Raw genomic sequence first — 17,044 nt, forward strand, 5'->3', positions numbered from 1 at the left:
TGCGGCGGCGCTTGCCGGGCGCTCGGCACCGCACGACGGCGCCGCCGGCCGCGGCGCGCTCAGGCGGCGCCCACGCCGTCCCGACGGGCATCGGCATCCGCATCGTCGAGCGCGCACGCCGTCGCCGCCGCGTCCCCGTCCCCGCTCGCGCCGCCTTTCTCGCGGTAAGCCGCGGGCGGCACGCCGAACTGCTTGCGGAACTCGCGCCCGAGGTGCGACGCGTCGGCGAACCCGCAGCTCGTCGCGATGTCGGCGACGGTCCGGTCCGAGCTCGTCAGCAGCCACGCGGCGGTGCGCAGCCGCACCTGCTTCGCGAACGCCTGCGGGCTCTTGCCCGTCTCCGCCTTGAAGAGCCGTTCGAGCTGTCGCGTCGACAGATCGAGCTTGCACGCGAGCTCGTCGAGCGGCAGCGCGCGCCCGACGTGCTGTTCCATCAGCAGAATCGCGCGCTTGACCTTCGGATGCGTCGCCGGCTCCAGGCCGGGCGGATGCGGCTGCGGCGCGTTGCCTTTCTGCATCTCGCCGACGAGCAGGATCCGCAGCGCCTTCTGCACGGTCGCGTGATCGAAGTGGCGCAACAGGATCGCCGCGGCGACGTCGATCGACGCGCGCCCGCCCGAGCAGGTGATCCGCCGCCGGTCGATCACGAACAGGCGGTCGGCGATCAGGAGATCCGGATCGACGCTCGGGAAGCGCTCGATGAAGTCCCAATAATGGAACCAGCTGACGCAGACGCGGTGCCCGTCGAGCACGCCCGCGCGCATCAGCGCGAACGCGCCCGTGCAGATCCCGACGAGGTTCGCGCCCGCCGCCGCCGCGCGGCGGATGAACTGCAGCGTCTCCGACCCCGCTTGCGGCCCCGAATGCAGCAGCCCGCCCACGACGACGACGTAGTCGAACGCGTCCGCTTCGTCGAACGTCCGCCACGGCGTGACCTGGATCCCGCAGCTCGCGCGCACGGGCGCGAGCGTGTCGCCGATCACGGTCCACGAGCAGCGCACCGGCTTGCTGTAGTCGCCGTCGTCGGCGGACAGCCGCAGCATGTCGACGAACCCCGAGAACGCGGTCAGCGTGAAGTTCGGCAGCAGCACGATCCCGAAGCGCAGGCGCGGCTGCGAGGAATCGGCGGCGAGGGGTGAGGCGGGTACGTCGGCGGTCATGGCTGCAATCGTCGGTTGGCCGGGCTCGGCCCGGCGTGTCTCCAGTCTGCGGGGCGCCCGAAGGCCGGCCGCCGCGCAGTCCGTACTGCGAGCGTCGCCGATCGGGCTGCGCGGGACTTGTGTTTTTTCGCCGCGAACCATCGCCGAAACGCACGGAGCGCCCGTCGCGCGCGGCGGTTGGCGGCGGCGTCCCACGCCGATGCCGTTTTTGTTCTATCGGCGGATTTTACGCTTTGATGTACTGACGCCCAATGTCAACCAAGCTTCGCTACGCAAGGGCAGCCAGATGAACGTCAGCGTTTTCGATCTGTTCAAGATCGGCATCGGACCGTCGAGCTCGCACACCGTCGGGCCGATGATCGCCGCGTGCCGGTTCGCGTCGCACGTCGAGGATGCGAACCTGCTCGGCTTCGTGCGCCGCGTGCGGGTCGAGCTGTACGGCTCGCTCGGCGCGACGGGCAAGGGCCACGGCACCGACAAGGCGGTATTGCTCGGCCTCGAAGGCCATCTGCCGGATCTGATCGATCCGGACCTGATCGAACCCCGCCTGAAGGCGATCCGCGCCGAGAAGTCGCTTTCGGTGCTCGGCAAGCGCAGCATCCGCTTCGACGAGAAGGACGATCTCGGCTTCTACCGGAAGCTGATGGGCGGCACGAGCATCGTCCACCCGAACGGGATGCGCTTCCAGGCGTTCGACGAGCACGGCCAGCTGCTCGTCGAGAAAGAGTATTACTCGGTCGGCGGCGGCTTCGTCGTCAATCGCGACGGCGATCGCGTGAACGGCGTGCGCGCGGCGGCCGAGGTGCCGCATCCGTTCCGCACCGGCGACGACCTGATGCGCGCATGCCGCGACAGCGGCCTGTCGATCGCCGAGCTCACGTTCCGCAACGAATGCGCGCTGCGTCCCGCCGAAGAAGTGCGCGCGGGCCTGCTCGCGATCTGGCGGACGATGGCCGCGTGCGTCGAGCGCGGCTGCAAGGTCGACGGCGAGCTGCCGGGCCCGATGCGCGTGAAGCGCCGCGCGGCCGAGCTCCATGCGCGGCTGCGCAACCGCTCGGAGGAGTCGCTGCGCGACCCGCTGTCGATGCTCGACTGGGTGAACCTGTACGCGATGGCGGTCAACGAGGAGAACGCGGCGGGCGGGCGCGTCGTCACCGCGCCGACGAACGGCGCGGCGGGCGTGATTCCGGCCATCCTCCATTACTACGTGAAGTTCGTGCCCGGCTCGAACGAGCAGGGGATCGTCGACTTCCTGCTGACGGCCGCCGCGATCGGGATCATCTACAAGGAAACCGCGTCGATCTCCGGCGCGGAAGTCGGCTGCCAGGGCGAGGTCGGCGTCGCGTGCTCGATGGCCGCGGCCGCGCTCTCCGCGGTGATGGGCGGCACGCCCGGCCAGGTCGAGAACGCAGCCGAGATCGGCATGGAGCACAACCTCGGGATGACGTGCGATCCCGTCGGCGGCCTCGTGCAGATCCCGTGCATCGAGCGCAACGCGATGGGCGCGATCAAGGCGCTCAACGCGTCGCGGATCGCGCTCAAGGGCGACGGCCAGCACTACGTGTCGCTCGATTCCGTCATCAAGACGATGCGCGAAACGGGCGCCGACATGAAGACGAAATACAAGGAAACGTCGCGCGGCGGCCTTGCCGTGAACGTCATCGAATGCTAACGAAGGGTCCATCAACATGAGCCGCTACTCGATATTCAGCCTGTTCCGCAACGGCCTGTCGTATCACGAGAACTGGGAAAAGCAGTGGAAGAGCCCGGAGCCGAAGCGCGAGTACGACGTCGTGATCGTCGGCGGCGGCGGGCACGGCCTCGCGACCGCGTACTACCTTGCGAAGGAGCACGGGATCACGAACGTCGCGATCCTCGAGAAGGGCTGGATCGGCGGCGGCAACACCGCGCGCAACACGACGATCGTCCGCTCGAACTACCTGTGGGACGAATCCGCCGCGCTCTACGAAAAGGCGATGAAGCTGTGGGAAGGCCTGTCGCAGGACCTGAACTACAACGTGATGTTCAGCCAGCGCGGCGTGATGAACCTCGCGCATACGCTGCAGGACGTGCGCGACACCGAGCGGCGCGTGAACGCGAACCGCCTGAACGGCGTCGACGCCGAGTTCCTGACGCCCGCGCAGATCAAGGCGATCGAGCCGACGATCAACCTGAACAGCCGCTATCCGGTGCTGGGCGCGTCGATCCAGCGGCGCGGCGGCGTCGCGCGCCACGACGCGGTCGCGTGGGGCTTCGCGCGCGGTGCGGACCGCGCGGGCGTCGACATCATCCAGAACTGCCAGGTGACGGGCATTCGCCGCGAAGGCGGCGCGGTGGTCGGCGTCGACACGGTGAAGGGCTTCATCAAGGCGAAGAAGGTCGCGGTCGTCGCCGCGGGCAACACGACGACGCTCGCCGACATGGCGGGCGTGCGGCTGCCGCTCGAAAGCCATCCGCTGCAGGCGCTCGTGTCGGAGCCGATCAAGCCCGTCGTCAATACGGTCGTGATGTCGAACGCGGTGCACGCGTACATCAGCCAGTCCGACAAGGGCGACCTCGTGATCGGCGCGGGCATCGACCAGTACACGGGCTTCGGCCAGCGCGGCAGCTTCCAGATCATCGAAGGCACGCTGGAGGCGATCGTCGAGATGTTCCCGGTGTTCTCGCGCGTGCGGATGAACCGCCAGTGGGGCGGCATCGTCGACGTGTCGCCGGACGCATGCCCGATCATCAGCAAGACCGACGTGAAGGGCCTGTATTTCAACTGCGGCTGGGGCACGGGCGGCTTCAAGGCGACGCCGGGCTCGGGCTGGGTGTTCGCGCACACGATCGCGCGCGACGAGCCGCATCCGCTGAACGCGCCGTTCGCGCTCGACCGCTTCTACAGCGGCCACCTGATCGACGAGCACGGCGCGGCCGCCGTCGCGCACTGACCGAACCGCCGCGTACTGACGTGCATGGGACCAGAGTAAGTGCTGAAGCGCTAGCTCGGGTCGACTGTAAAGCATGGGACCAGAGGAAGTGCTGAAGTGCTAGCTCGGGTCGACTGTAAAGCATGGGGCCAGAGTAAGTGCTGAAGTGCTAGCTCGGGTCGACTGCGAAGCATGGGGCCAGAGTAAGTGCTGAAGTGCTAGCTCGGGTCGACTGCGAAGCATGGGACCAGAGTAAGCGCTGAAGTGCTAGCTCGGGTCGACCGCAAAGCATGGGACCAGAGTAAGCGCTAAAGCGCTAACTCTGGTCGACCGCGAAGCATGGGACCAGAGTAAGCGCTAAAGCGCTAACTCTGGTCGACAGAGGAGAACGAACATGTTGCTGATCGAATGTCCGTGGTGCGGTCCGCGCGCCGAATCCGAGTTCAGCTGCGGCGGCGAAGCCGACATCGCGCGCCCACTCGATACGGACAAGCTGTCCGACCGCGAATGGGGCGATTACCTGTTCATGCGCAAGAACCCGCGCGGCACGCACCGCGAGCAATGGCTGCACACGCAGGGCTGCCGCCGCTGGTTCATGGCGCAGCGCGACACCGTCACTTACGACTTCCAGGGCTACGACACGTTCGGCACCGCTGCCGCCAGCAAGCCCGCCGCCACCGCAGCAGAGGACACGAGCAAATGAGCCAGAAAAACCGACTCGGCGCAGGCGGGCGCATCAACCGCGCACAGCCGCTTACCTTCACGTTCAACGGCCGCACGTATCAGGGCTTCCAGGGCGACACGCTCGCGTCGGCGCTGCTCGCGAACGGCGTGCACTTCGTCGCGCGCAGCTTCAAGTATCACCGGCCGCGCGGGATCGTGACGGCGGGCGTCGACGAGCCGAACGCCGTCGTGCAGCTCGAAACCGGCCCGTACACGGTGCCGAACGCGCGCGCGACGGAGATCGAGCTGTATCAGGGACTCGTCGCGACGAGCGTGAACGCGCAGCCGTCGCTCGAGCACGACCGGATGGCCGTCATGCAGAAGTTCTCGCGCTTCCTGCCGGCGGGCTTCTACTACAAGACGTTCATGTGGCCGCGCAAGATGTGGCCGAAATACGAAGAGAAGATTCGCGACGCGGCAGGCCTCGGCAAGGCGCCCGACACGCTCGACGCCGACCGCTACGACAAGTGCTACGCGCACTGCGACGTGCTCGTCGTCGGCGGCGGCCCGACGGGGCTCGCGGCCGCGCACGCGGCGGCCGTGAACGGCGCGCGCGTGGTCCTCGTCGACGATCAGCGCGAGCTCGGCGGCAGCCTGCTCGCGTGCCGCGCGGAGATCGACGGCAAGCCCGCGCTGCAATGGGTCGAGAAGATCGAGGCCGAGCTCGCGAAGCTGCCCGACGTGAGGATCCTCGCGCGCAGCACCGCGTTCGGCTATCAGGATCACAACCTCGTGACCGTCGTGCAGCGGCTGACCGACCATCTGCCGGTGTCGATGCGCAAGGGCACGCGCGAGCTGTTGTGGAAGGTCCGCGCGAAGCGCGTGATCCTCGCGACGGGCGCGCACGAGCGTCCGCTCGTATTCGGCAACAACGACCTGCCCGGCGTGATGACCGCGTCGGCCGTGTCGACCTACGTCCATCGCTACGGCGTGCTGCCGGGGCGCGTCGCGGTCGTCGCGACGAACAACGATCGCGGCTATCAATGCGCGCTCGATCTGAAGGCGTGCGGCGCGAAGGTGACGGTCGTCGACGCGCGCGCGTCGACGCGCGGCGCGCTGCCCGCGGTCGCGAAGCGCAACGGCATCGCGGTGATGAGCGGCGCGGTCGTGTCGGCCGCGACGGGCAAGCTGCGCGTCGCATCGGTCGACGTCGAATCGTATGCAAACGGCAAGGCGGGCGGCAAGATCGCGACGCTGCCGTGCGATCTCGTCGCGATGTCGGGCGGCTTCAGCCCGGTGCTGCACCTGTTCGCGCAATCGGGCGGCAAGGCGCACTGGAACGACGACAAGGCGTGCTTCGTGCCGGGCAAGCCGGTGCAGCCGGAAGCGAGCGTCGGCGCGGCGGCGGGCGAATTCGACCTGTCGCGCGCGCTGCGGCTCGCGGTCGACGCGGGCGTCGCCGCCGCGAAGTCGTCGGGCCACGCGGCCGAGCGGCCGCCGGTGCCGAAGGTCGCCGAGGCGGTCGAGGACGCGCTGCTGCCGCTATGGCTCGCGAGCGGCTTCGATGCGGCGGTTCGCGGTCCGAAGCAGTTCGTCGATTTCCAGAACGACGTCGGCGCGGCCGACATCCTGCTCGCCGCGCGCGAGGGCTTCGAATCGGTCGAGCACGTGAAGCGCTATACGGCGATGGGCTTCGGCACCGATCAGGGCAAGCTCGGCAACATCAACGGGATGGCGATTCTCGCGCAGGCGCTCGGCAAGTCGATCCCCGAGACGGGCACGACGACGTTCCGCCCGAACTACACGCCCGTGTCGTTCGGCGCGTTCGCGGGCCGCGAGCTCGGCGACTTCCTCGATCCGGTCCGCAAGACCTGCGTTCATGAATGGCACGTCGAGCACGGCGCGATGTTCGAGGACGTCGGCAACTGGAAGCGGCCGTGGTATTTCCCGAAGAAGGGCGAGGACCTGCACGCGGCTGTTGCGCGCGAGTGCCTCGCGGTGCGCAGCGGCGTCGGCATGCTCGATGCGTCGACGCTCGGCAAGATCGACATCCAGGGCCCGGACGCGGTGAAGCTGCTGAACTGGGTCTACACGAATCCATGGAACAAGCTCGAAGTCGGCAAATGCCGCTACGGGCTGATGCTCGACGAGAACGGGATGGTGTTCGACGACGGCGTGACCGTGCGCCTCGGCGACCAGCACTTCATGATGACGACGACGACGGGCGGCGCCGCGCGCGTGCTGACGTGGCTCGAACGCTGGCTGCAGACCGAGTGGCCCGACATGAAGGTGCGCCTTGCGTCCGTCACCGACCACTGGGCGACGTTCGCGGTGGTCGGCCCGAAGAGCCGCAAGGTCGTGCAGAAGGTGTGCAAGGACATCGACTTCGCGAACGACGCGTTTCCGTTCATGAGCTATCGCGACGGCACGGTCGCCGGCGTGAAGTCGCGCGTGATGCGGATCAGCTTCTCGGGCGAGCTCGCGTATGAAGTGAACGTGCCGGCGAACGCGGGCCGCGCGGTGTGGGAAGCGCTGATGGAGGCGGGCGCGGAGTTCGACATCACGCCGTACGGCACCGAGACGATGCACGTGCTGCGCGCGGAGAAGGGTTACATCATCGTCGGTCAGGATACCGACGGATCGGTCACGCCGTTCGATCTCGGGATGGGCGGGCTCGTCGCGAAGTCGAAGGACTTCCTCGGCCGCCGTTCGCTCACGCGCTCCGATACCGCGAAGAGCGGGCGCAAGCAGCTCGTCGGCTTGCTGACGGAAGACGCGCAGTACGTGCTGCCCGAAGGCGGCCAGATCGTCGAGGCCGATGCGTCCGCGCGCGCGGACGGCACGACCGCGATGCTCGGCCACGTGACGTCGAGCTATTACAGCCCGATTCTGAAGCGCTCGATCGCGCTCGCAGTCGTGAAGGGCGGATTGACCCGGATGGGCGAGCGCGTCGCGATCTCGCTCGCAAACGGCCGGCGCGTGGTCGCGACGATTTCGAGCCCGGTTTTCTACGACACCGAAGGGGTACGTCAGCATGTGGAATGAAACGAGAAATGAAGCTTCGGTGGCGGCGCACGCGCAGGGCGGCGTGCGGCTCGAATCGCCGCTCGTCGGCGCCGGCGACGCGTTGAAGGCGCACGACGCGCGCGCATCGAAGAAATTCCGGTTTCGCGAGCGGCCGTTCCTCGATCTCGTGAACGTGCGCGGCGAGCCGAACGATCCCGCGTTCGTGCGCGCATTCGAGCAGGTGGTCGGCTGCCGGCCGCCCGTGAAGCCGAACACGGTCGCGCGCAGCGCGGACTACGACGTGCTGTGGCTCGGTCCCGACGAATGGCTCGTGCGCTCGAACGGCGCGGTTGCGGCGGGCGCGCTCGAAGCGAAGCTCGCGGAGGCGGTGCAGGGCATGTATGCGACGGCCGTCGACGTCGGCAGCGGCTACACGGTCGTCGAGGTGAGCGGCGAACGCGCGCGCGACGTGCTCGCGCGCGGCTGCCCGCTCGATCTGCATCCTCGCATGTTCGGCGTCGGGCAGTGCGCGCAGAGCCATTACTTCAAGGCGTCGATCGCGCTCGTGCCGATGGGCGACGATGCGTTCGACATCGTCGTGCGCCGCAGCTTCGCCGATTACTTCAGCCGCATCATGCTCGACGCGGCGGCGCCGCTCGTCTGATGAAGCCCGTCGACGAGCCGTTCGTCTCGCTCGATGCGCCGCGCCTGAGAGGGCGCGGCTGGAGCATTTTCGTCGACGGACTGGAGGTGCCGGCGCGCATCGGCATTCATCCGCACGAGCATGACGCGCCGCAGCCGATCGTGATCGATGCGCGGCTCGGCTATCGATGCGAGCCTTGCGAGGAAGGCGGCTGGATCGATTACGACGGATACTGCGCGGAAATCGCGGCGTACCTCGCGGCGAAGCCGCATACGAGGTTGCTGGAAACCCTGGTCGCGGAGATCGCGGTGCTGTCGTTTCGGGAATGGCCGGTGCTGGAGGCGCTGACGATCGCCGCGCACAAGCCGAAGATTCGGCTGGGGACGAAGCGGGTGGGCGTCGAGCTGGATTGGACGAGGGCGGATTATCTGACGTGGAGCGACTCGGTCGCGCGACACCACGGAGCGCGGCCGGCTTGACGCATTGTCTCGCAAGCCGGAATTTCGTCAGGCATCCGACGGATATCCTGTTTGAAGGAACGCGCGGCTCACGGCTTGTAGCGCCATTTTTCCGCCGACGGATCGATCAGGCGATACTCTTTGTCCCGTTGCAGCGCGCGTGCTTCGTCCGCGAGTTTCAGCGTGCGCAAACGATCTTGCTGCGACGTTTCGAAGCGGCTGGGCGTGCGTTCAAATGTTTTGTCGAGTCGATTTTTCATCATGGCGGCGCTCGGGTTGTCGGCGTTTGTCGGAGGCGCTCGGGCCGCGATCCGGTTCAGGATCGCCGGCCCGGCGCGGCGGGGTTTCCAATTGGCATCGATCCCAAAAGCGGTTTCGAGCGCGGCGTCGATCGCGTCGGCACGTGGCGCGCGAGCCGTGGGTTCCGGAGAAGGCGCATGCGGTCATCTGAGTTGGCACATCACATCGCTCGCCATCTCGTCCGCCTCGAATTCCGAGTACCCGTTCGCACGCAATAGCTCGCGGAGCGCAGCGAACATCAGGAATTCGCGCTGATTGCATTCCAGGTTGATGTCGGTTTCGTCCAGGCGCTTGCTGTCGGCTTGAACGACTTCATTCTGGTACACCAGATTCAGTACATCATCTCGATTCATCACAACTGCCGAGGCATCGCTCGGCCCTCTTTGAGTCGGTAGTTCGAGCGGCTGGGCGTGAACGCTACGTCGTCTGCGGCCGATGCGCTGCGCATCGCCGTCGATCGTAAAGGGGGGGACTCATCGGTCGGCTCGAAGGCTTGGGTCGGGTGAGCGCGGTGTCGGTGCCGCTTGGGCAATCCGGATTGCCGCGCCGAAGCCGTCATGATGCGCAGGGGTGGGTGCGTGCCCTATACGAGCTATCCATGATCCGCTCTCTGGCGGAAATGTCGACCAATTAATTGCAACAGGCGCGCGCGGTCCTGTTCGAGCCCGATCCGGGCGCAATCTCCTCGGATTGCCGCTCGTGCGAGCAGATTTGACTGTCCGCCGGTTGGCGTTGCCGGAATGCGGGGGCGCATGACGAGCGCTGCCGCTCGGGACTGACGGCATTCACGCGTCTGTGCATCGGGATGGCGCGAGCGTGGCTAATGGCCGACGTCGGTGCCCGCGTGCAGCTTCTGCGGATATTGAGAGGCAACGATGCCGACACGTGCGTGCGCCGAGCATCGAGGATGGCGGGGGCAGCGCATTGGATGCGCACGTCGATTGCGGCATGCGATGCGCGCCGTCGTGCGTGACCGATGAGCGGTGAATGAGCGGTCGACAGCTTGCTCATCGACCATCCGAGCGCGTGCGGAGCGTGGCGGAAGTCATCCCGCGCCGCCCGTCCGTTGCAGGAATGGCGAGACGTCGCCAGCGGCGATCGGAAGACGGTTGGAGCGTCGTATCGAACAACGCATGAGCGGCGCGTCGCGATTGCACGTATGCGAACGATATCGCCGGGTCCGAGGCCGTTGCGAGGCGGCGTCGCGGTGACGCCGATGGCCCGGCCCGCGCGCGAATGGACGCGCTTCGAGCGTGACGCGCCTGGCGGCGCGCCCGCGCCGGCCTGGCCCGGACGCCGATGTTCAATACATCTTCTTCGGCGGCATCGATCGGCGAATTTGCTTGCGCAATCTCGCGACGGCGGAGGCCTTCTTCCGCTTGCGCTCGGTGGTGGGCTTTTCATAGCTCGTCCGCGCGCGAAGTTCCTTGATCAGGCCGGTTCTTTCGATCGTGCGACGGAAGCGCCGCAGCGCGACTTCTACCGGTTCGTTTGGATTGAGGATGATCGTGGTCAAATTGGTCCTTGGTTGGGGCCCGGGCGATGGGACGTCGGCGCGATCACGCGCATTCGCGGCTCGCCGGTAGCGCGTAGGCCTTGGGGAGGGCGGCGACGGATGCGCTTGCTTCTTTCCGTCGGCGAAGTCGTCGGCTGGTTGACGCGTGGAACGCAGCGTGGCGGCGATGTCGGCCGACACGGGCTGCTGCATGTCGAGTGCAGCGTGTGCATTGGCACGCGTCGCGGGGCGACGCGGCGACCGCTGGCGCGCGATGGCATCGAAGCCGAACGCATGCGACGCGGTCAGGTGTGGCGTATCTGGAGCACGGAAGCCCGAAGATACGACGGTGCCACTATACACGCGAATCAACATGAAGCACGATTCATTTTTGGCGAGGGACCGAATCGCGCATCGATGCGCTTGATGCGCTCGATCCGCGCGACGCGAGCGCCATGCCGAGCACCACGCGTCGGCGAGCGGCGCGGGGATGCCTCGAATGCGCGCGTTCCGATTATTTTCAGAAATGCCTTGACCGAGTGTGCCGTACCGCGTATTGTCGCGGCAGAAGCCCTCAAGAAGTCCGATTGCTGTTCATCACTTTGCCGCCACTCGCGCGGAATTCGTTGTCCTCTCCCTCCTTGATGCTTCCCCATACCTGCATGGGGCAGGAACATATCAACTTTTTTTAGGGATTCTTATGGATACCGGTACCGTCAAGTGGTTCAACGACAGCAAGGGTTTTGGCTTCATTTCGCCGGATTCGGGAGGCGACGATCTGTTCGCGCACTTCTCCGAAATCAGGGGCGAAGGATTCAAGACGCTGGCCGAGAACCAGAAGGTGAGCTTCGAGACGAAGCGAGGCCCGAAGGGCCTTCAGGCAGCCAACATCAAGGCGCTGTAAGCTGTAACGCTCGATACGCCCGATGCCGCAAACGTGCATCGGGCCTATGGGCCGGATTTCCACGAAGCCGGCCGCGCATCGATCTCCCCTCCCAAGGCGACGCTCGCTCACTTGCCTGCGTCCGCGCCTCTTCGCGAACGAATTCGTGCCGACAGAGATCGGCGGAATTCACGTTCGACTACTAAAATTACAATGCAAATGACTTCCATGACTTACCGCGGTTACGCGGTTCAATCTTTCGCGCACCGTCTGTCCGACGGCTATTTTTCATCCAACCTGTTGCTCGAGAAATCGCAGGCACACGCCGACGAGGCGCTTTATCGCTTCTATGCGCTCGACTATTTTTCCACCGAGGAAGAGGCGGTTCGCTACTCGAGCCGCTGGGCGCGCAACTGGATCGATACGCGCGGCTGAATGTCGACGCGTCGCGCTGGGGTGAGCGACGCGCGGTCGAGCCGTCGACGAGCGTCGCGGACGGCGCGCGCGGCGGCGCCGGATCACGACGGAGCATCTCTTGCGCATGGAGCGCGCCGTTCGGGCTGCACAACGATATGCGCGCGGTTGCTCCGGGCTTGCGTGGACGCCGAGATCGATGTGCAGTCGTTCGACGAATTTGCCGCGCTCGAAGTGCTGGCGCCGTCGTTGCTCGAGCCGGAAATCGGGCGGGAAATGAGCGCGTCTGCGCGCCAGTTCGGCTGGACGCTGGCCGATCATGATGCAGCCGCGTCGCATCGGTGCGGTCCGCTCGAACGGTCGGGCGGACCGGCGGAATGCGATACGGTTCGCATCGCGATGTTGCCTGGCGACGCGCATCGGCTTGCGCGATCTGCGTCGATTCACGATGCGTCGAATCCGGCGTCGTGCGCCGGGCGCCCGCGGAAAGGCTTCCGCCGACACCCGGGCGGGCGCATGAGGGCACCCTGAATTTCGTCGCGCGGTGAAGCCGGACGACGTTACGAGCAGGTCTTGCCGTGCGACGGGCGGAAGCCCTTCGCCTTCGCTTCGGATTCCGACATGTATGCTCCTTGCTTCGTCTTGCCATAGCGTTTGTCGCTCGGGCAGTGATAGACCTTCGTGCCGGTATTCACCCACACTTGGCCCGGGGCGCCGGCCGGCGCCGAACTTTTCGCTGCCGTCGCACCCGACGCGGCAACCGCGCCCGATGCCGCCGCGACGGGCGCGGCAGCCATCGGCGTGCCGCTCGCTGCCACGGCCTTCGATGCGCCGTACCAGGACTTCAAGCCCTTGTGGCTCGAGCATGCTCCTTTCTTCGATGCGCCGGAATAGAACGTGCCGTCTTTGCAAAGACCGGTCGTGCCGGCGGGCGCGCTTGCCGGCGCTTGCGCAAAGCTGCTGATCGAGATGCACAAGCCGGCGGCGAGTGCCGTGAGAATGGCGGTCTTTTTCATTTCTACTCCTGACTATCCGGGTTGGCGCATATGCGCTTGCGTGACCGTGCGCGCTCGCATTGCGGCACGCGTGCGGCCCTGACGCGGATGCATGCGCCAGTACTGTCAATAACTCCCGGGCCTAGCATCCGGTTGACCGGCGAATCGCGGATGGCCTCGTATCGTTGCAACGATGCGTGACAATGTGTAACGGGCCTGGCGCGGCGGGGCGGCCGGTGCGGTCATGAGATACTCGCCACCCTGCCGCGTTGCGGCGTATATCGACGGGAGTCGCCGTGTTTGCGAGTTTTGAACCGACCGCCACCGGGTTTGTCGCGGAAATCGACGGATGCCGTTGCAGCATCGAGGGCGCGCCGTCGCCGATCGCCGATCGGATCGACTGGCGGTGGACGATTTCGCAGCCGGAGCCGGACAACCTCGACGGCTCCGATCCTTACAAATATGAAGTGCTCGCGATGGGCGAAACCGTGACGCCGCTGCAGGCCGAGCAGCAAATCGTCGCGTGGCTCGAAGCGCATCCGCCCGAGGACGCGTGACGCTGCGGCCGGCCGCAGGCCGCGCCGGTCATGCCATCGCGACGTAGACCTTGCGCAGCGTATCGCGGATTTCCCATACGCCGACGGTATCGGCGGGGAAGAACAGCGTGTCGCCCGCGCGAAGCTCGACCGGCCCGCCGCCCGCCGGCGTGAACGTGCACGCGCCCGACAGGATGTGCATCACCTCGGCGTTCGCGAGCTGCCGCTCGAAGCGGCCCGGCGAGCATTCCCACAGCCCGGCCTGATTGTCGCCCGCGCCTTCGAGCGGGACGTCGAGGCAGCGGGTGCGCGCGACGGTCGCGCCGAGCGGACGGGCGACCGCGCCGGCGTCCTCGAGGCCGGCGGCGCCGACGGATTGGGAAATGACGGTGATGGGCATCTGACTCGTTCCGTACGGTTCGTGCTGATTGGAAATTGAAAGGAACGCCGCGCGCGGCGCGCCGGTCAACGGCCGGCGTCGACCGCGTCCGCGAGTTCCGCGAGCGAGCGGAAGTGATAGTCGGGGCGGGTGATCTCGGATTCGATCGTGCCGCCCGAACCTCGCTGCGCATGGCGGCGCTCGATCCAGCAAGTCGCGATGCCGAGCCGCATCGACACGCCGATGTCGTGATACTGGCTCTGCGCGACGTGCAGGTTGTCTTCCTGTCGATAGCCCCACGCGCCTTCGAAACGGCCGCGCGCATACGCGAAGTAGCGCGGATCGGGTTTTTCGCATAGCGCGTCGTCGCAGCTCAGTTCGAGATCGAACGGATGATCGAGCGTCGCGCAGAAATGCTCGAGCGCCCACTGCTGCGCATTCGTCATCGTCACCAGCTTGAAATGCTTGCGCAGACGCTTGAGCGCGTCGACCGAATCGGCGAAGGCGGGCCAGCGCGCGACCGAGTCGCGAAAGCCCCGGGCGATCGCATCGTCGTCTGGCAGGCCGAGCGCGGGCGCGACCGCGCGCCAGCATCGGACGAGGTCGTCGGGATACCAGGTCGCGTTCGCGTCCTTGCGGGCGATGCGGTAGGCGCGCAGGAAATCCTCGTCGGTGATTCGCGCGCCGGGCGCGACGTCGTGCACGTAGTCGAGCATGCCGCGCTCGAAGTCGATCAACGTGCCGACGACGTCGAAGGTCAGGACTTTGAATCGGGTGACGCTCATGGTGGGGCGGGCTCGCTGGGTTGGGGCGATGTGACGCGTGATGTGGCCGGCCGACACGATGACTGTCGACGCGCCGGCATTCGGTGCCGATGACGACGACGGCAGTGCGGCCAGCGTCGCGCGTCGCGGATTCGCGCGCGTTGCTGCGGACCGGTCGCGTGTCGCGCCGGACATCGTTCGGCGTGCGATCAGCTTAAACGCAGGCCGCGTCGCAGCGATGCCGAATTGGCCGGGGCGGACCGCAGCGTATGCCGAATTGCCGGGCTCGACTGGGGAAATGTGTCGAATCGTGAGCTTCGGGCGAGGCGAAGGCGAATCCGGATACGCTCGGCGGCTGAAATATGGGTTCCCGCTGCGGCGCGTCCGACGGCCGCGTTGCACCTGGCCCAGCCACGCAGTGTGCCGCCCGCGCATTCATCCGATCCTGCCGAGCCCTTTCCTCGAATAGGGCTTCCCGCCGACATTGCGCGTTCCATTGTTACACTTGCGTCAACTTTCCCTCTGCCGAAGCCCGCCATGAAGCCCCAGCTTCTCGTGCTGATCCCGCTGCGCGACCATGCGCACGCGCAACTCGCCGACGCATTCGACGTCGTCTACGCGCCCGGCCCCGACGAACGCAGCCACGCGATAACGGAACGCGGCGCCGCCGTGCGCGCCGTGCTGACGAACGGCACTACCGGCCTGCTCGCCGACGAGATCGCGCGCTTGCCGAACCTCGAGTTCGTCGGTGCGCTCGGCGCCGGCTACGAGAACGTCGCGGTGGCCGACGCGCGCTCGCGAGGGATCGTCGTCGTCAACGGCGCGGGCACCAACGACGACTGCGTCGCCGATCACGCGTTCGCGCTGCTGCTCGCGGCGGTGCGCGGCGTCGCGAGGCTCGATGCGGCGTGCCGTGCGGGCGTATGGCGCGACGCGCTGCCGATGCAGCCGAACGTTTCCGGCAAGAAGCTCGGGATCGTCGGCCTCGGCAGCATCGGCCAGAAAGTCGCGCGCCGCGCGGCGGGCTTCGATCTCGAGATCGGCTATCACAATCGCACGTCGCGCGAAGGCGTCGCGTACCGCTATTTCGCCGAGCTCGAAGCGCTTGCGCGCTGGGCGGATTTTCTCGTCGTCGCGACGCCGGGCGGCGCAGCGACGCGGCATCTGATCGACGCGCGCATTCTCGGTGCGCTCGGCGAGCACGGTTTTCTCGTCAACGTGTCGCGCGGCAGCGTCGTCGACACGGCGGCGCTCGCCGACGCATTGCGTGCGGGCCGCATTGCCGGCGCAGGGCTCGACGTCTATGAAGGCGAGCCTGAGCCGCCGAGCGCGCTGACCGGTCTCGACAACGTCGTGCTGACGCCGCATATGGGCGGCTGGTCGCCGGAGGCGTTCGACCGCTCGGTGCGGCAGTTCCTCGACAACGCGGCGCGTCACTTCGCGGGGCAGCCAGTGCTGACGCCGATCTGACGAACGGGAATCCCAACGCCGACTCAAGGAGAAGGAGAAGCGATGTCGACCTACACGGCCGAAGTGACGTGGCAGAAGCAGGAAAGTGAGGCGTTCACGGACAACCGCTACAGCAGGAAGCACGAGTGGCGCTTCGACGGCGGTGTCCGCGTACCGGCGTCGAGCTCGCCGCACGTGGTGCGCGTGCCGTTTTCCGATCCGGCGGCGGTCGATCCGGAAGAGGCGTTCGTCGCGGCATTGTCGAGCTGCCACATGCTGTGGTTCCTGTCGCTCGCCGCGCAGAAGAAGTTCGTCGTGACGGGCTACCGCGATGTGGCCGAAGGCACGATGGAAAAGAACGCCGAAGGCAAGGAAGTGATGACGCGCGTCGTGCTGAAGCCGTACGTCACGTTCGGTGGCGAGCGCGTGCCGACGCACGAAGACGTCGACGCGCTGCATCACGCGGCGCACGAGGCGTGCTATCTCGCGAATTCGGTCAAGACCGAGATCGGCGTCGAAGGGAGTTGGGCGCACGAGCGCGCGCCCGACTGACGAAAGCCGCGAACGACGCGCGGCGGGCGCATGTCGAGCGAAGCGTGCCGTGTACGTGGGTCATGCAAGTTGGCATGCCGAAGTTTTCCGGCGGCAGCCGGCGCGCCGCGCAATGAGCGAGAGGCGAATCGCGATTGCCGGGGCGAATGGACACGGTGCCGCTAGCGCGCTTCCCGCGCGATCTCGCCGAGCATCTACCGGCGGAATGCGAGATTGAAACGTTCCTTGCGACGCGGCCCGGCGAACCGCTGAAGCGTAGGGCTCCGCAGCCCGTGCTGCTGGCGGGCGTGGCTGTGGGCCGAATCTCGCTGCAACGCGCATTCGTCGAGCACGTGGGCGTCACGCCGGCCGAATATCGGAAGCGATAAGCGGAAGGAACCGGGGCGGAGCGGGCCGCGTCGCGGTGGTCCGCGGCCACGTTCGCGCCGTTCGCCG

Annotated in this window: 20 protein-coding genes; 13 read left to right on the forward strand and 7 right to left on the reverse strand. The window is 66.9% G+C overall.

The features are described 5' to 3' along the window. Window positions 1-59: 59 nt before the first annotated feature. Window positions 60-1,160, reverse strand: a complete 1,101-nt coding sequence (locus tag BG90_RS25220) for a GlxA family transcriptional regulator (protein ID WP_045568440.1) — start codon at window positions 1,158-1,160, stop codon at window positions 60-62. A 286-nt stretch (window positions 1,161-1,446) separates the two neighbouring features. Between BG90_RS25220 and BG90_RS25225 the strand changes: the two genes are divergently transcribed. The 6 genes from BG90_RS25225 to BG90_RS25250 all read left to right on the forward strand — a co-directional run bounded on the left by BG90_RS25225 (window position 1,447) and on the right by BG90_RS25250 (window position 8,863). After that, a complete protein-coding gene (locus tag BG90_RS25225; RefSeq protein WP_010119232.1) occupies window positions 1,447-2,832 on the forward strand; it encodes an L-serine ammonia-lyase in 1,386 nt (461 codons plus the stop codon). A gap of 16 nt (window positions 2,833-2,848) precedes the next feature. Next, window positions 2,849-4,093: a sarcosine oxidase subunit beta family protein gene (locus BG90_RS25230; RefSeq protein WP_010119230.1), complete on the forward strand. Its 1,245-nt coding sequence runs from the start codon at window positions 2,849-2,851 to the stop codon at window positions 4,091-4,093. A 373-nt stretch (window positions 4,094-4,466) separates the two neighbouring features. Then, on the forward strand, window positions 4,467-4,775 hold the full coding sequence (locus BG90_RS25235) for a sarcosine oxidase subunit delta (protein WP_010119229.1): 309 nt from the start codon (window positions 4,467-4,469) through the stop codon (window positions 4,773-4,775). Continuing rightward, complete coding sequence (locus BG90_RS25240; RefSeq protein WP_010119227.1) at window positions 4,772-7,780, forward strand: sarcosine oxidase subunit alpha family protein; 3,009 nt, start codon at window positions 4,772-4,774, stop codon at window positions 7,778-7,780. Before BG90_RS25235 ends, BG90_RS25240 begins: the two co-directional genes overlap by 4 nt. Continuing rightward, the gene (locus tag BG90_RS25245; protein WP_038802089.1) at window positions 7,770-8,405 is read left to right on the forward strand and encodes a sarcosine oxidase subunit gamma; all 636 of its coding nucleotides are present in this window, start codon (window positions 7,770-7,772) and stop codon (window positions 8,403-8,405) included. Before BG90_RS25240 ends, BG90_RS25245 begins: the two co-directional genes overlap by 11 nt. After that, window positions 8,405-8,863, forward strand: coding sequence for a dihydroneopterin aldolase (locus BG90_RS25250; RefSeq protein WP_010119222.1), 459 nt, complete (start codon window positions 8,405-8,407; stop codon window positions 8,861-8,863). Before BG90_RS25245 ends, BG90_RS25250 begins: the two co-directional genes overlap by 1 nt. Before the next feature lie 68 nt (window positions 8,864-8,931). Here the strand turns inward: BG90_RS25250 and BG90_RS36865 are convergent, their stop codons facing one another. From BG90_RS36865 to rpsU, 3 genes are all read right to left on the reverse strand, one after another. Further along, on the reverse strand, window positions 8,932-9,105 hold the full coding sequence (locus BG90_RS36865; protein ID WP_010109318.1) for a hypothetical protein: 174 nt from the start codon (window positions 9,103-9,105) through the stop codon (window positions 8,932-8,934). Window positions 9,106-9,285: 180 nt separating this feature from the next. Next, window positions 9,286-9,495, reverse strand: a complete 210-nt coding sequence (locus BG90_RS25255) for a hypothetical protein (protein ID WP_025990262.1) — start codon at window positions 9,493-9,495, stop codon at window positions 9,286-9,288. Window positions 9,496-10,445: 950 nt separating this feature from the next. Further along, entirely contained in the window at window positions 10,446-10,658 is a 213-nt protein-coding gene (gene rpsU / locus BG90_RS25260; RefSeq protein WP_010109316.1) for a 30S ribosomal protein S21, read from the reverse strand. 679 nt (window positions 10,659-11,337) lie between these two features. Here rpsU and BG90_RS25265 point away from each other — a divergent pair. The 3 genes from BG90_RS25265 to BG90_RS25275 all read left to right on the forward strand — a co-directional run bounded on the left by BG90_RS25265 (window position 11,338) and on the right by BG90_RS25275 (window position 12,465). Beyond that, window positions 11,338-11,541, forward strand: a complete 204-nt coding sequence (locus BG90_RS25265) for a cold-shock protein (RefSeq protein ID WP_010109315.1) — start codon at window positions 11,338-11,340, stop codon at window positions 11,539-11,541. A gap of 198 nt (window positions 11,542-11,739) precedes the next feature. After that, on the forward strand, window positions 11,740-11,955 hold the full coding sequence (locus BG90_RS25270) for a hypothetical protein (protein ID WP_010109313.1): 216 nt from the start codon (window positions 11,740-11,742) through the stop codon (window positions 11,953-11,955). A 162-nt stretch (window positions 11,956-12,117) separates the two neighbouring features. After that, the gene (locus BG90_RS25275; RefSeq protein ID WP_010119220.1) at window positions 12,118-12,465 is read left to right on the forward strand and encodes a hypothetical protein; all 348 of its coding nucleotides are present in this window, start codon (window positions 12,118-12,120) and stop codon (window positions 12,463-12,465) included. A gap of 29 nt (window positions 12,466-12,494) precedes the next feature. Here the strand turns inward: BG90_RS25275 and BG90_RS36520 are convergent, their stop codons facing one another. Continuing rightward, complete coding sequence (locus BG90_RS36520; RefSeq protein WP_010109312.1) at window positions 12,495-12,950, reverse strand: DUF3761 domain-containing protein; 456 nt, start codon at window positions 12,948-12,950, stop codon at window positions 12,495-12,497. Window positions 12,951-13,225: 275 nt separating this feature from the next. Here BG90_RS36520 and BG90_RS25285 point away from each other — a divergent pair, with 275 nt between their 5' ends. After that, a complete protein-coding gene (locus tag BG90_RS25285) occupies window positions 13,226-13,486 on the forward strand; it encodes a hypothetical protein (RefSeq protein ID WP_010109311.1) in 261 nt (86 codons plus the stop codon). A gap of 28 nt (window positions 13,487-13,514) precedes the next feature. Here BG90_RS25285 and BG90_RS25290 read toward each other — a convergent pair whose 3' ends face one another. Together BG90_RS25290 and BG90_RS25295 are read right to left on the reverse strand one after the other, a co-directional pair. Next, a complete protein-coding gene (locus tag BG90_RS25290) occupies window positions 13,515-13,865 on the reverse strand; it encodes a cupin domain-containing protein (RefSeq protein ID WP_010119218.1) in 351 nt (116 codons plus the stop codon). 65 nt (window positions 13,866-13,930) lie between these two features. Further along, window positions 13,931-14,629, reverse strand: a complete 699-nt coding sequence (locus BG90_RS25295) for an HAD-IA family hydrolase (RefSeq protein WP_010109307.1) — start codon at window positions 14,627-14,629, stop codon at window positions 13,931-13,933. A 516-nt stretch (window positions 14,630-15,145) separates the two neighbouring features. On the opposite strand from BG90_RS25295, the gene BG90_RS25300 reads away from it, so the two are divergent. The 3 genes from BG90_RS25300 to BG90_RS25310 all read left to right on the forward strand — a co-directional run bounded on the left by BG90_RS25300 (window position 15,146) and on the right by BG90_RS25310 (window position 16,977). Next, entirely contained in the window at window positions 15,146-16,078 is a 933-nt protein-coding gene (locus tag BG90_RS25300; RefSeq protein WP_010109306.1) for a 2-hydroxyacid dehydrogenase, read from the forward strand. A 42-nt stretch (window positions 16,079-16,120) separates the two neighbouring features. Continuing rightward, the gene (locus BG90_RS25305) at window positions 16,121-16,609 is read left to right on the forward strand and encodes an OsmC family protein (protein WP_010119216.1); all 489 of its coding nucleotides are present in this window, start codon (window positions 16,121-16,123) and stop codon (window positions 16,607-16,609) included. A 146-nt stretch (window positions 16,610-16,755) separates the two neighbouring features. Then, window positions 16,756-16,977: a hypothetical protein gene (locus BG90_RS25310; RefSeq protein ID WP_010109304.1), complete on the forward strand. Its 222-nt coding sequence runs from the start codon at window positions 16,756-16,758 to the stop codon at window positions 16,975-16,977. Window positions 16,978-17,044 lie beyond the last annotated feature (67 nt).

It is taken from the genome of Burkholderia oklahomensis C6786 (assembly GCF_000959365.1).
Lineage (GTDB): Bacteria > Pseudomonadota > Gammaproteobacteria > Burkholderiales > Burkholderiaceae > Burkholderia > Burkholderia oklahomensis.

Coding starts and splice junctions, on each gene's coding strand:
- BG90_RS25255 (WP_025990262.1), bottom strand. CDS start 9,495: ATGAATCGAGATGATGTACTGAATCTGGTGTACCAGAATGAAGTCGTT.
- BG90_RS36520 (WP_010109312.1), bottom strand. CDS start 12,950: ATGAAAAAGACCGCCATTCTCACGGCACTCGCCGCCGGCTTGTGCATC.
- BG90_RS25250 (WP_010119222.1), top strand. CDS start 8,405: ATGAAGCCCGTCGACGAGCCGTTCGTCTCGCTCGATGCGCCGCGCCTG.
- BG90_RS36865 (WP_010109318.1), bottom strand. CDS start 9,105: ATGATGAAAAATCGACTCGACAAAACATTTGAACGCACGCCCAGCCGC.
- BG90_RS25265 (WP_010109315.1), top strand. CDS start 11,338: ATGGATACCGGTACCGTCAAGTGGTTCAACGACAGCAAGGGTTTTGGC.
- BG90_RS25245 (WP_038802089.1), top strand. CDS start 7,770: ATGTGGAATGAAACGAGAAATGAAGCTTCGGTGGCGGCGCACGCGCAG.
- BG90_RS25225 (WP_010119232.1), top strand. CDS start 1,447: ATGAACGTCAGCGTTTTCGATCTGTTCAAGATCGGCATCGGACCGTCG.
- BG90_RS25240 (WP_010119227.1), top strand. CDS start 4,772: ATGAGCCAGAAAAACCGACTCGGCGCAGGCGGGCGCATCAACCGCGCA.
- BG90_RS25290 (WP_010119218.1), bottom strand. CDS start 13,865: ATGCCCATCACCGTCATTTCCCAATCCGTCGGCGCCGCCGGCCTCGAG.
- BG90_RS25295 (WP_010109307.1), bottom strand. CDS start 14,629: ATGAGCGTCACCCGATTCAAAGTCCTGACCTTCGACGTCGTCGGCACG.
- BG90_RS25235 (WP_010119229.1), top strand. CDS start 4,467: ATGTTGCTGATCGAATGTCCGTGGTGCGGTCCGCGCGCCGAATCCGAG.
- BG90_RS25305 (WP_010119216.1), top strand. CDS start 16,121: ATGTCGACCTACACGGCCGAAGTGACGTGGCAGAAGCAGGAAAGTGAG.
- BG90_RS25270 (WP_010109313.1), top strand. CDS start 11,740: ATGACTTCCATGACTTACCGCGGTTACGCGGTTCAATCTTTCGCGCAC.
- BG90_RS25220 (WP_045568440.1), bottom strand. CDS start 1,160: ATGACCGCCGACGTACCCGCCTCACCCCTCGCCGCCGATTCCTCGCAG.
- BG90_RS25310 (WP_010109304.1), top strand. CDS start 16,756: ATGGACACGGTGCCGCTAGCGCGCTTCCCGCGCGATCTCGCCGAGCAT.
- BG90_RS25300 (WP_010109306.1), top strand. CDS start 15,146: ATGAAGCCCCAGCTTCTCGTGCTGATCCCGCTGCGCGACCATGCGCAC.
- BG90_RS25230 (WP_010119230.1), top strand. CDS start 2,849: ATGAGCCGCTACTCGATATTCAGCCTGTTCCGCAACGGCCTGTCGTAT.